The sequence below is a fragment of the Oceanihabitans sp. 2_MG-2023 genome, from assembly GCF_030547245.1.
GTDB lineage: Bacteria > Bacteroidota > Bacteroidia > Flavobacteriales > Flavobacteriaceae > Oceanihabitans.
This window is the reverse complement of the sequence record NZ_JAUOQT010000001.1, coordinates 458,819-471,783: the sequence shown is the minus strand read 5'-3', so window position 1 is coordinate 471,783 and position 12,965 is coordinate 458,819. Positions and strand designations below refer to the sequence as shown.

Annotated in this window: 9 protein-coding genes; 4 read left to right on the top strand and 5 right to left on the bottom strand. The window is 32.6% G+C overall.

Annotated features, from left to right (window positions below):
* Positions 1-65: 65 nt before the first annotated feature.
* From Q4512_RS01995 to Q4512_RS01975, 5 genes are all read right to left on the bottom strand, one after another.
* Positions 66-1,571 carry a G-D-S-L family lipolytic protein gene (locus Q4512_RS01995; RefSeq protein ID WP_303421074.1) on the bottom strand — a complete coding sequence of 502 codons (1,506 nt, stop codon included), beginning with the start codon at positions 1,569-1,571 and terminating at the stop codon, positions 66-68.
* A gap of 11 nt (positions 1,572-1,582) precedes the next feature.
* Entirely contained in the window at positions 1,583-4,315 is a 2,733-nt protein-coding gene (locus Q4512_RS01990) for a TonB-dependent receptor domain-containing protein (protein WP_303421072.1), read from the bottom strand.
* 174 nt (positions 4,316-4,489) lie between these two features.
* Positions 4,490-6,337, bottom strand: a complete 1,848-nt coding sequence (glmS, locus tag Q4512_RS01985; RefSeq protein ID WP_303421070.1) for a glutamine--fructose-6-phosphate transaminase (isomerizing) — start codon at positions 6,335-6,337, stop codon at positions 4,490-4,492.
* Positions 6,338-6,343: 6 nt separating this feature from the next.
* A complete protein-coding gene (locus tag Q4512_RS01980; RefSeq protein ID WP_303421068.1) occupies positions 6,344-7,969 on the bottom strand; it encodes a DUF4270 domain-containing protein in 1,626 nt (541 codons plus the stop codon).
* Positions 7,970-7,983: 14 nt separating this feature from the next.
* Positions 7,984-8,793, bottom strand: coding sequence for a glycogen/starch synthase (locus Q4512_RS01975; RefSeq protein WP_303421066.1), 810 nt, complete (start codon positions 8,791-8,793; stop codon positions 7,984-7,986).
* Positions 8,794-8,987: 194 nt separating this feature from the next.
* Between Q4512_RS01975 and panC the strand changes: the two genes are divergently transcribed.
* From panC to radA, 4 genes are all read left to right on the top strand, one after another.
* A complete protein-coding gene (gene panC, locus Q4512_RS01970; protein ID WP_303421064.1) occupies positions 8,988-9,836 on the top strand; it encodes a pantoate--beta-alanine ligase in 849 nt (282 codons plus the stop codon).
* Positions 9,837-9,849: 13 nt separating this feature from the next.
* Positions 9,850-10,200: an aspartate 1-decarboxylase gene (panD, locus tag Q4512_RS01965; RefSeq protein WP_303421062.1), complete on the top strand. Its 351-nt coding sequence runs from the start codon at positions 9,850-9,852 to the stop codon at positions 10,198-10,200.
* 127 nt (positions 10,201-10,327) lie between these two features.
* Complete coding sequence (locus Q4512_RS01960; RefSeq protein ID WP_303421060.1) at positions 10,328-11,476, top strand: alpha/beta hydrolase; 1,149 nt, start codon at positions 10,328-10,330, stop codon at positions 11,474-11,476.
* A gap of 72 nt (positions 11,477-11,548) precedes the next feature.
* Positions 11,549-12,907: a DNA repair protein RadA gene (radA, locus tag Q4512_RS01955; RefSeq protein WP_303421058.1), complete on the top strand. Its 1,359-nt coding sequence runs from the start codon at positions 11,549-11,551 to the stop codon at positions 12,905-12,907.
* The last annotated feature ends 58 nt before the right edge of the window (positions 12,908-12,965 follow it).

Here is a 12,965-nt window from a genome sequence, read left to right as displayed (position 1 = left end):
TAGATTTTTAAGCATAAAAAAACACCTTCAATTTGAAGGTGTTTTTTATATAAATTTAAGATAAATTATTGAAGTGTAGTAGGATAGTTTGTTGGGTACTCTCCTATATCTAATAAATTACCTGAAGCTTCAAAGTTAGAACCATAAGTTGTATCTATTGCTTTCATGAATTGATTAGCTAATAAAGCATAACCTCTTGCAGTTGGGTGTACACCATCTAAAGAGAAAGCACCACCTGTAACTAGGCTTGATGTTAAATTAAAACCACCTTCAGGATAACCACCATTATCTAATTGTTGCATTAAAGCATTTGCATCAACAAAAGCAAATCCTGCAGAAGATGCAGCAGATTGTAAAGTTGCATTAAATGCATCTGTAGCAATTTTAATTTCATCTTGTTCTTCAGGTGTTAAAACCCATTTGTCTGCTAAAGGAACTGCAACACCATTTACTGTAAGTGGGTTACCTGGTACTGCTTCAGTTCCAATAAAATTAGAACTCGGTAATACTAATAAATCATCAGCAGTAGCCTGACGCATGTTTACTAATGCAGCACTATATATAGTCATGTCAGACAAGCTTTCATCCATAATTACTACAGCGTTTTGTCCTGCAACAAAATTAATCATTCTCCTATCTGCTTCTTCTTGAGTTAACATTACAGGAGGAATACCTACTAAACCTTGTAATCCTGCATTATACGCAGCATAAGCATTATTTACAGCTCCAGCTGTAGCAGCATCTAGAGGAACTGGATTATGAGGCACCGTTGTAAAATGTGGTATTGTTGTTACATATGGAATGTTAGCCATTACACCTTGTGCACCAGAAGTTTGTAAAGCACCAACTATAGCGCCAATAGAAGCATCAAAAGTTGCTTGTGGTGTAATAGCTCCTAAAGTAGTATCGCCACCAGAAGTAGCATATCCTAATACATCGTTATTACCAATCCATAAGGAAACAAATGTAGGTTGTTGTGCTAAAGCATCTCCTAGTACTGTTGCATTTGGAGCAGATGCTATTCTTACATAGTAAGGGTTTGCTGTTGCTGGAGTAGTTAAAAGGTTTCCAGGGTTTCCATAACCATCATATAATAAATGAAAACTTGCAGCGCCAGGAACTCCCATATTATTATGGCTTCCTAATGTAGGTGCAAATGCTTCGGTAGTTGAAGTTGCTGGTAAAACAGCAGGTCCTGCACCATTAAAATATAATCTAGGCCCAAAGCTTCCGTCTACATTTTGCATTCCTCCAAATAATAAACCACCAATATTATCCTCCATTAATGGTTGTGTAAAAGCACCACCACCAACTAACGCAAATTTTTGCGATAACATATTAGGCATAGAGTTTTGTTGTCCTGCTATAAATAAAGCGTTGTCTGTATAACCAGCAGTTAATGAATTACCTATAGACACATAATTAGAAAAGTTTGCAGATCCAGCGGTTAAGGTTGGAAGTACTACTTCTTCTGTAGGATTGTCTAAGAATTCTTCGAAATCTTCTTCATCATTACATGCTGTGAATCCAATAAGGACAGCAGATAGTAGTATATATTTTATATTTTTCATTTTGCTAATTTTTATAAGTTATTAATAGTCCATGAAACATAGTACATAGAACCAATAAATCCAGATCCAAAGGCTGTAAAGTATTCGTTACCACCAATGTTTGTTCCTCCAAGTTTAATTAAAGATTTTAAGTAAGGAATTTTATAGTTTATTTGCGCATCGACAGTATGAAATTCAGGTACTACACCATCTCCAAAAGTTGCTTCCCAAAAATAATCATCACTAAATCTATATGCTATATTGAATCCAAAGTTTTTAAATAACTCGGTGTTTCCAAAAGCGGCTTTGAATTTATGTTCTGGCGTATTGAAATTTGTTTCGAAATCTGGGTTTGCATCTCTATCAAAGTCTTGTTTTGTAAAGGTATAACTTCCGCTTAAATCATAATTTCCAAATACTTTAGTTGAAAGTCCAATAGATGCACCATAAGAGTTTACATCTACATCCGAGTTTGTATATGCGCTATAGGCTTGAAAATCACTATTAGCAATTGCAGCAGCTGCAGAACCATCAGCAACAGAGCCATAATATGGAGCGATAACAACTTCTTGAGAAATAAAATCTTTGTATCTGTTATAATACGTACTAAAATCTACAATAAGTTTATTGAATTTACCTCTATATCCTATTTCAGCAGAAGTTACTTTTTCTGGTTTTACAAGGTTAGGGTTAGCAGTTCTTAAAGCTGTAGGATCTCCAGTTGCAGCAAATGCAGTAACAGAAGAAGAAGAGTAAGAATTGTTATAAGCAGCAGCTCCGGTTTGTGTATATACTGTTCCGTCACTTGCTGTAAAATCTCTTGAGTATCTTTCTAAATTGTCTGGAGCAGAACCAACTAAAATAGCACGACCTGCATCTAAACCAATAAATAAATCTTGTGTTGTAGGGTTTCTAAAACCAGTTTGAATAGAACCTCTAATATTATGATTTTGGTTTAAGGTTAAACCTAAAGATAATCTAGGAGAAATAAACCCGTCAAAAAATTCAGATTTATCATAACGAGCAGATGCAGTTATTTTCAATTCCATATCCTCATTTAATTCTACATCTTTTTGAATTTGTGTATAAACACCAAATTCGCTGTAATCTATTTGTCCATCATAATCGGTATAGATAGAGCCAAAAGAGTTTAAGGCATATTGTCTAAAAGAACCACCAACTTGTATATCTGCGAAATCTATTAAGTGGCTAAAGTTATAGTTACCATCTGCATGATAATATTTAGATGCATCTTGAAATTTAGATCCAGAAGCTAAATCAGGATCATTTATAACTCTATTAAAAGCATTTTTAAATTCTGTAGAACCTGGTTCGTATCTACCGTTTTCAGCAGCAGCTCTTGCGGCAGCATGCGCAGTTTCGTCATCAGCACCAGAACCTAGTGTTGCAGCTACATAGGTGTTGATGTAGTCACCAAACCACTCAGCATCACTTTTCCAAGCTCTGTTAATGTTAATTCCTGTAAACACCATATCATAAGAATCACCAGCTTTATCAGCAACGACATAACCTCTTACAAAGTAATTATCGTTTTTTAATTCTAATTTATGTTGTTGTTGGAAAAAGTTATCGATGTTGTATCTGTTTGTACCTTGATAGATTGTAGTTCCAGTACCAACTTTACCTACATAAGATACTTCGAAATTACTATCTGTAATAGGTCTATAATATAAACCCCAATCTGCTTTAATACTTTCTGCTTTATGTTCTGTTAAATCACGCTCATTATATCCAGTTCTACTTACAAATACATCTGGCACCAGACCTGTACCTCCCGATAAGTCATTAATGTTTGCAGATACTTCATCTCCATAAACATTAATACCATTATAGTTTTTGTTGGTTGTTCTAGTCCCACCAAATACATCACTATCTACTTCACTAGTAGCAGCCCAGTCTGTACCATGTAGGTAACCAAAGTTTACTTTTGCAGCAAATTTATCACTGAATTTATAAGCCATTCTAACACCTAAATCTGTGTAAGGGTTGTCTCCTGAAGCTTCTTGAGAAGTGATACCTTGTTTAACAAAAGCACTAATACCTTGGTGGTCAAAAGGGCTTTTACTACGCATAAAAAGAATACCATTAAATGCATTTGCACCATATAAAGCAGAAGAAGCTCCTGGTAGCAATTCTACACTTTGAACATCTGTTTCAATCATACCTACAAGGTTACCAATAGGGAAGTTTAACGCAGGAGTAGAATTATCCATTCCATCTACCAATTGCATAAATCTTGTGTTAGCAAATGTGGCAAACCCTCTTGTGTTTACTGATTTAAATGTTAAACTGTTAGTATTCACATCGACACCTTTTAAGTTTTCTAGACCACCATAAAAATCTGCCGAAGCTGTATTTTTAATTTCTTTTAAACCGAAACGTTCTACTGTTACAGGAGACTCGAAAATACGTTCTGGAGTTCTAGAAGCTGAGATTACTACTTCGTCTAAGGAAGTACCTTCAGCTAAAATAAAATTAAGTGTTTGGTTGTTTGCAGTTACTTCTTGCGATTGAGGCTCAAAACCAATACTACTAGCTTGTAGTGTAAAAGGAGGGTTTTGATTTACTGTTAATGTGAAATTACCATCAAAATCGGTAACAGTACCAACAGAGGCACCTACAACAATAATGTTTGCACTTGGGACAGGTAGGTTATTGTCATCAACTACTGTACCTGTTATTGTTGTTTGTGCAAATGTTGATGCACAAAAAAACAACAATAAAGTTGAAAGAATTGTTCTCATTTTTTAGTTTTAGTTAAATTATTTGAGCCAATATAATTAAATATTATGAAAACTTTAAGAAGTTTTTTGAAAATTATGCGCGCATAATATTATTTTCTCAATTCTTGTGACTAAATTTTAATAAATTCACAAAAATAAGGGGTCAAAATATGGTATGTGTAAAATGTGTGTTGGTTATTCTACAGTAACAGATTTGGCTAGATTTCTTGGTTGATCTACGTTTTTATCTAACATTACAGCAATATGATAAGAAAGTAATTGAAGTGGAATAGTTGTAAGCAAAGGAGTTAATGACTCTAAAGTTTCAGGCACTTCAATAATATGATCTGCTATGTTTTTTACATTGGTATCTCCTTCAGTTACTATACCTATTATTTTTCCTGCTCTAGATTTAATTTCTTCAATGTTACTTACCACTTTTTCATAATGTCCTTTTTTTGTTGCTATAACAAAAACAGGCATTTGTTCATCAATTAGTGCAATTGGGCCATGTTTCATTTCTGCTGCAGGATATCCTTCGGCATGTATGTAAGAAATTTCTTTTAATTTTAAGGCGCCTTCAAGTGCTACTGGAAAGTTATATCCTCTTCCTAAATATAAACAGTTTTTTGCGTCTTTATATGTGTTTGCTACTGTTTGAATATGTAAGTCTGATTCTAAGGCTTTAGCAACTTTTTCTGGAATAAGCTCTAATTCTTGTAAATGATAATGGTAATTCGAGTTAGATATTTTTCCTTTCGCTTTAGCTAATTTTAAAGCGATTAAAGTTAATACTGTAATTTGAGTAGTAAAAGCTTTTGTAGATGCTACACCTATTTCTGGTCCTGCGTGTGTGTAAGCTCCTGCATGTGTTTCTCTAGCTATAGAAGATCCAACAACATTACAAACACCAAAAACAAAAGCCCCGTTTTGTTTTGCAAGTTTAATTGCAGCTAAAGTATCTGCTGTTTCTCCAGATTGAGAAATAGCAATCACTATATCTTTGTCTGTAATTACAGGATTTCTATATCTAAATTCGGAAGCATATTCTACTTCTACTGGAATTCTAGCTAGGTCTTCAAAAATGTATTCTGCTACTAATCCTGCATGCCAAGAGGTACCACAAGCTACAATAGTTATTTTATCGGCATTAATAAATTTTTCAATATTGTCATCAATACCAGCCATTTTGATTATGCCTTCATTAGCTAGAAGACGACCTCTGTATGTATCTCTTATCGCATCTGGTTGTTCATGAATTTCTTTAAGCATAAAGTGTTCATAGCCTCCTTTTTCAATTTGTTCTAAATTCATTTGAAGCTCTTGAACGTAAGGTGCTACTATAGAATCGTCTTTAATTTTTCTAATTTTAACATCTTTTTTTATTCTAATAATAGCCATTTCTTCATCTTCTAAATAAATGGCATTTTTAGTGTATTCTAAAAAAGGAGATGCATCACTAGCTATAAAAAATTCACCTTCACCAACTCCAATAGCTAAGGGACTTCCTAAACGAGCTATAACTATTTCATCGGGTTTATTTCTATCAAAAACAGCAATTGCATAAGCTCCTACTACTTGGTTTAATGCTATTTGTACTGCTTTACCTAGTTTTACTTTTTGTTTTAGTTTTACGTCTTCTATTAGATTTATTAAAACTTCTGTATCTGTATCTGATTTGAAGGTATAGCCTCTTTTAGTAAGTTCTGTTTTAAGGGCAGCATAGTTTTCAATAATACCATTATGTATAATTACTAAGTCTCCAGAGTTGGAGTAGTGCGGGTGAGAGTTAACATCGTTTGGCACTCCATGAGTAGCCCAACGAGTGTGGCCAATACCTACTTTACCATTAGTAGAAATTTCTTTTTCTAACCTTTTTTGTAAATCGGCTACTTTGCCTTTCGTTTTAGATGATTTAAGATTTTCGCCATCAAAAAGTGCTATTCCAGCACTATCATATCCTCTATACTCTAGACGCTTAAGCCCTTCTAATATGATTGGATATGCTTCTCTATGACCTATGTAACCTACGATACCACACATAAATATTTAGTTTTTTGGTTCTGTATAAAATATTTCTAATTGTACTCTTTTTTCTAATGGTACATTTTCATTACCACCATGTAAAACTGTTCCTTTTGGAGACATTACTGTTCCAGATGTTATAATGTCTTCACTATCGGAAGTAGTGAATTGAAAAACCTCATTTATATTTGTAGTTACCATTAATCCTAATTGTAGATTCGTGGAGTCTCTTAAAAGGATATTATTTAAGTGTTCTGTTAAACGGATCTTATATTTTCCATTATCTTCACTTTCTTTATCTAAAGGAGTAGAATGGAATGTTTTAGATTCTTCAGGGGTAGTTGTATTTGTAATGTCTAAAAAATAATCCACAATAGGAACATTATTTTTTAAGTCGTATATAATAACTCTACTAGGTTTTTGCATGTCACTTAGGCTAGCTGTAGCAGTTTCGTCTACGTAAAATACTAAATTAGCTTCATTAATAAGTCTTTGGTCTTTATAGGTATCTATAAAATCATCATATGCATCTGAAAAACCATCATTGTCAGAGTCTGGTCCGCCAAACAAGTCGATAACAGCCATTGCTCCTTCTCCTCCTTTTAGATATAAACTCTCGTCACCATCTACTAGATTTGCTCCTTCGGCAGCTGTAGTAATTGTGTTATCTGGATCATCACTTTCTAAAATATTCAATATATTTCCTGATAAGTTTATTTGAAGTGTTTCCTCTTCTTTAACAATGTTACCATCATCGTCTGTAACAACGACACTATTTACTACTTGGTGTTTTGTATAATTAAGTTCTATCATCGCGTTACTAAAATCAAGTAATAGTAAGCTACCTTTATCATTAACAGCTTCTGCTTTAATGTATAGTCCTCTAAAATAGTTTTGGAAGTTGTTTTCATTACTTAACTCAGCCATGTCTTGTTTTTCGAAAAACAAGTTTTCCCAATAACCTTCTGGCATGTCTAGCTCTTGTCTAAATCTAGGAGTTAATGTTTCTTCATCATCTGTGTCTTCATTTATTATTATTTCTTCGATACTTGGATAGAAGTGAGGTTTTTCTAACGACCCGTCTGTTTCATACAAAGTTTCTACAATATAATTGTCAAAGTTTATAGTACTATTCGCATTAGAATAATATTTTTGAAACTCCTCTATATTATCTGGGTCAAAATCCCTTAAAAAATATCCGTTTCTATTAATTGTAAGTTTTATTGGAGCATCTTCACTGCCGTATAAAGAATCTTTTTCAGTCATAGAATACGTAGAAACACCATCAACGGTTTCTTCTAGGGTAGAAAAATAAGGTATGGATAAAATAACAGAAACAAGTTCTGGTGAGGTTCCAAAATCTGGGTCATACGAATTTAATGTAACTTGAGAGACCACACTTGCTGTTGTTTTACCATATATGTCATCTTTATAAACACCTAGTAAATTAGCGGATAAACCGTTAGTTTGTACAGGGTTTATCTTTTTATTATAGGTTAGAACAAATTGATAAGCGGAGTCCGTATTAAAGTTTTGGGATCCTTCAATATCACTTTCTAAGGATGTAAAATCTTTATCACAAGCTACAAAAGCCAATGCGATTAGTGCGAATAGACCTATTAATTTAAGGGCTTTAATTTTATTTTTCATAGTAATGGATGCTGTTAGCTTAAAACTTCTGTGTTGTAAAAATTGGTGTAAGCTTCGCTAAACTCATCTTTGTTTTTATATGCTAATACTGGTTTTTTAGATGCTTCTAAATGGGTTTCAATATCTTTAGGTAGTTCTTCAGATCCAACGATTAATGCATCCGAATAATCAATAGCTACTTTCATTAAGTTTACAAAACTTGGTTTTTTAAGTGTTTCAATTGCATTACCTTCTACGTTATCAAATTTCACTTTGTTAGACATGTCTTTGTTTAACGTTCCTTCAAAGCTTTGATTGTATATCGATGTAACTATTTTACTTTCGTTAAATAAAGGTTCGTCTTTATAGTATTCTTTAAGATACAAAGGCAGTAAAGAGGCTAGCCAACCATGTACATGAATAATGTCTGGCGACCAGTTTAATTTTTTTACTGTTTCTATTACCCCTTTTGCAAAGAAAATTGCTCGTTCATCATTGTCTGGAAACAATTTTCCATCTTCGTCTGTTAATGTCGCTTTACGTTTAAAATATTCGTCATTATCTATAAAGTAAACCTGAATACGCTCTTTAGGTATAGAGGCAACTTTAATAATTAGTGGCATATCTAAATCATTAATAACTAAGTTGATTCCCGAAAGTCTAATTACTTCGTGTAACTGATGTCTTCTTTCATTAATGTTTCCATATCTGGGCATGAATATTCTAATCTGACCACCTTGTTGGTTTACCATTCGAGGTGTTTCAAACGACATTGAAGAAATTTCGGTTTCTGGTAAATAAGGTACTACCTCAGATGATACATACAATATCCTCTTATCTTTCATATAGCTATTTTTAATGTTTTTTGTATAATATGTGATTAGTAACAGACTTTTTATAGTTATATAAATAGTCTTATGCTGTAATATATACTTGTTTTTTTGAAAAATTTCAAAATAAAAAACACGCAAAAGTACAAAATTTTATGCACTTTGCCAGTAAAAATATTAAGTTTGCACACGTTAATTTTTTATTAAAAGTGAAGATTTTTTCAGAAATAAAACAAATTCAAAATTTTATTACCCAAATAAAGCTTAAAAATCAAACTATTGGTTTTGTGCCAACTATGGGAGCATTACACCAAGGACATTTATCTTTAGTGGCTCAAGCATTAAGTGAAAATAATGTAGCGGTAGTTAGTATTTTTGTTAATCCTACGCAGTTTGATAATGCAGAAGATTTAAAAAAATACCCAAGAACTTTAGAGGCAGATGCAGAATTATTACAAACCTTGTCTAAAGATATTATCGTTTATGCACCTTCTGTAGATGCTATTTATCAAAATAAAGTGGTAGCACAACATTTTAGTTTTGATGGTTTAGAGCACGAAATGGAAGGTAAGTTTAGAGATGGGCATTTCGATGGTGTTGGTACCATTGTAAAGCGATTTTTTGAAATAGTAACTCCAAATAATGCTTATTTTGGTGAAAAAGATTTTCAGCAACTAGCAATTATAAAAAAGCTTGTAGAAAAGTATTCTATTCCTGTTAAAATTACGGGATGTAAGATACATCGAGAAGCAAGTGGTTTAGCCATGAGTTCTAGAAACACAAGACTAAAGCCAGAATATAAAAAAGTGGCACCTTTTATTTATAAAACATTACAATCTGCCAAAATAAAGTTTGGCACAAAAAGTGCTAATAAAGTTACAGAATGGGTTTCTAAAGAGTTTGCTAAACAGCAGTTATTAGAGTTAGAGTATTTTATAATAGCAGATGTGAAAACCCTGAAAACAGTAAAAAGAAAATCAAACAAAAAAAACTATAGAGCGTTTATTGCAGTCTATGCAGACGATATAAGATTAATAGACAATATCGCACTAAATTAATTATCTTTGCCACATGCAAATACAAGTAGTAAAATCTAAAATTCACAGAGTAAAAGTTACAGGAGCAGACCTAAATTATATTGGTAGTATTACTATTGATGAAGATTTAATGGATGCAGCAAACATTGTTCAAGGCGAAAAAGTTCAAATTGTAAATAATAATAATGGAGCTCGTTTAGAAACTTATGCTATTCCTGGACCAAGAAATTCTGGCGAAATCACATTAAATGGTGCTGCCGCTAGATTAGTGTCTCCTGGAGATGTACTCATACTAATTACTTATGCTTTTATGAAGTTAAAAAAAGCAAAAACATTTAAACCGTCCTTAGTATTTCCAGATGAAGCAACGAACCTTTTAAAATAAAGGAAACTAACCATAATATTAAAAGTAAGCTCTCTATATATAGGGGGCTTTTTTATTGTTTTTCGATCTATTAAACTGAAGAAAATAATTTGTAACTTGCATTTTCAATTCTCAAACACATAAAAAAATGAAGGTATTAACCTACGTCATAGTTTTCTTTTTTACATTTCAATTTGCTAGCGCTCAAGTGCAATATGAAACTTTCGATTCGCAAAAATTGAACGATACTCGCGAAATAAAAATTCAACTACCAAGAGGTTATGATGATAATACAAGCAAAAATTATCCATTAATTGTTGTTTTTGATGGCGATTATATGTTTGAAATAGTTGCAGGAAACGTTGATTATTATTCCTATTGGGAAGATATGCCAGAAGCAATAGTAGTTGGTGTTAATCAAATAGATACCCGTAGAGACGACTCCAATTATTCGGAGCAAAGTTCATTACCATTAGATTCTGGTGCAGATTTTTTTGAATTTGTAGGTATGGAACTTGTTCCTCATATAGAAAAAAACTATAGAACAGAAAACTTTAAAGTAGCAATAGGTCATGGAGAAACAGCTAACTTTATTAATTATTTTATGCTAAAGCCACTGCCGTTATTTCAAGCTTATATTAGTATAAGTCCAGATTTAGCACCAGACATGTCTACCTACATCCCAGAAAGATTAAAAAGTTTTGAAACTAAATTGTTTTACTATTTAGCGACATCTACCAATGATGTCAAATCTATTAAAGCTAAAACCGAAACATTAAACACAAGCATAGCAGCAGTAGATAATAAAAATGTGCTTTACAATTTTAATACTTTTGAAGGACCTTCTCATTACGCATTACCAGCGCATGCAATACCAAAAGCATTAGAAAGTATTTTCTTAGTGTTTCAGCCAATAAGTAAAAAAGAATATAAAGAAACCATACTGAAGTTAGAGAGCTCACCAGTAGGATATTTGTTAGATAAATATCAAACTATTGAAGATTTATTCGGAATAAAAAAACAAATATTAGTGAATGACTTTAAAGCAATATCTGCAGCAATTAATAAAAACGAAAAGTATGAATACTACGAAGAATTAGGAAAAATTGCACGTAAGCAGTACCCTGAAACTATGCTAGGGAATTATTATTTAGCACGTTTTTACGAAGAAACAAATGAGCCTAAAAAAGCTATGAAAACGTATCAGTCTGCATTTATGTTAGAAGAAATAGCGGGTCTTACAAAAGATTTTATGCTTGAGAAATCCGACGAGATAAAAGCAGATTTTGGGTATTAAAAATAGGGAGCGTTTTTAGTAATAATAATTTATAAGTAATTAATAAAGTTTCCGTTTTCTAGGAAAGTAAACATGGCTAAAGTAAAAACAACTTTTTTTTGTCAAAATTGCGGATCACAATACGCTAAATGGCAAGGACAATGTACTTCTTGTAAAGAATGGAATACTATTGTAGAAGAAGTAATTCAAAAACCAGAAAAAAACGATTGGAAAACACCTACATCTACTAAAAATCGTATTTCAAAACCTTTAACCATCAATGCAATTGATGCCTCCGAAGATGCACGATTAAATACTTTTGATAATGAGTTTAATCGCGTGCTTGGTGGTGGTATTGTTCCAGGTTCATTAATTTTATTAGGAGGAGAACCAGGAATTGGTAAGAGTACGTTATTACTTCAAATAGCATTAAAACTACCATTTAAAACTTTGTATGTTTCTGGTGAAGAAAGTCAGAAACAAATAAAAATGCGAGCAGAACGTATTCATGCAAACAACGATACTTGTTTTATTCTTACCGAAACAAAAACGCAAAACATCTTTAAGCAAATAGAAGCACTAGAGCCCGATATTGTGGTTGTAGACTCTATTCAAACACTGCATAGTGATTATATAGAATCTTCCTCTGGTAGTATTTCACAAATTAAAGAGTGTACTACAGAGCTTATTAAATTTGCTAAAGAAACAGCAACACCAGTTATCTTAATTGGTCATATTACAAAAGATGGAAATATAGCAGGGCCAAAAATTTTAGAACACATGGTAGATACTGTTTTGCAATTTGAAGGTGACAGAAATCATATCTTTAGAATTTTACGAGCTAATAAAAATCGTTTTGGATCTACCAATGAGATAGGTATTTATGAAATGCAAGGTTCTGGCTTAAAAGAAGTGTCTAACCCAAGTGCTATTTTAATCTCTAAAAAAGACGAAGAATTATCGGGTAATGCGGTAGCTTCTACTATTGAAGGTTTAAGACCGCTAATGATTGAAGTTCAAGCATTAGTAAGTACAGCTGTTTACGGTACGCCACAACGAAGCGCTACAGGGTTTAATGCAAAAAGATTAAATATGCTTTTGGCAGTTTTAGAAAAAAGAGCAGGTTTTCGTCTTGGCGCAAAAGATGTATTCTTAAACATAACAGGAGGTATATCTGTAGATGATCCAGCAATAGATTTAGCTGTTGTTGCTGCAATTTTATCTTCAAATGAAGACGAAGCACTACCAAAAGATTATTGCTTTGCCGCAGAAGTTGGTTTGTCTGGCGAAATTAGGCCTGTGCAACGGGTAGAACAGCGAATTTTAGAAGCAGAAAAATTAGGGTTTTCTACAATATTTGTTTCTAAGTATAACACTATAACACTTAAAAATACATCTATAAAAATTCAATGTATCTCTAAAATTGAAGATTTGGTAGACTTTATTTTATAAAAAAAGCATTTTGGTATTGTGTTGATTAATAGCTCTTTGTATTTCATCTGTTTTTTTT

Excerpts from the sequence above, each read along its gene's own strand:
- Q4512_RS01995 (WP_303421074.1), bottom strand. The coding sequence starts at position 1,571 with ATGAAAAATATAAAATATATACTACTATCTGCTGTCCTTATTGGATTC.
- Q4512_RS01990 (WP_303421072.1), bottom strand. The coding sequence starts at position 4,315 with ATGAGAACAATTCTTTCAACTTTATTGTTGTTTTTTTGTGCATCAACA.
- glmS (WP_303421070.1), bottom strand. The coding sequence starts at position 6,337 with ATGTGTGGTATCGTAGGTTACATAGGTCATAGAGAAGCATATCCAATC.
- Q4512_RS01980 (WP_303421068.1), bottom strand. The coding sequence starts at position 7,969 with ATGAAAAATAAAATTAAAGCCCTTAAATTAATAGGTCTATTCGCACTA.
- Q4512_RS01975 (WP_303421066.1), bottom strand. The coding sequence starts at position 8,793 with ATGAAAGATAAGAGGATATTGTATGTATCATCTGAGGTAGTACCTTAT.
- panD (WP_303421062.1), top strand. The coding sequence starts at position 9,850 with ATGCAAATACAAGTAGTAAAATCTAAAATTCACAGAGTAAAAGTTACA.
- Q4512_RS01960 (WP_303421060.1), top strand. The coding sequence starts at position 10,328 with ATGAAGGTATTAACCTACGTCATAGTTTTCTTTTTTACATTTCAATTT.
- radA (WP_303421058.1), top strand. The coding sequence starts at position 11,549 with ATGGCTAAAGTAAAAACAACTTTTTTTTGTCAAAATTGCGGATCACAA.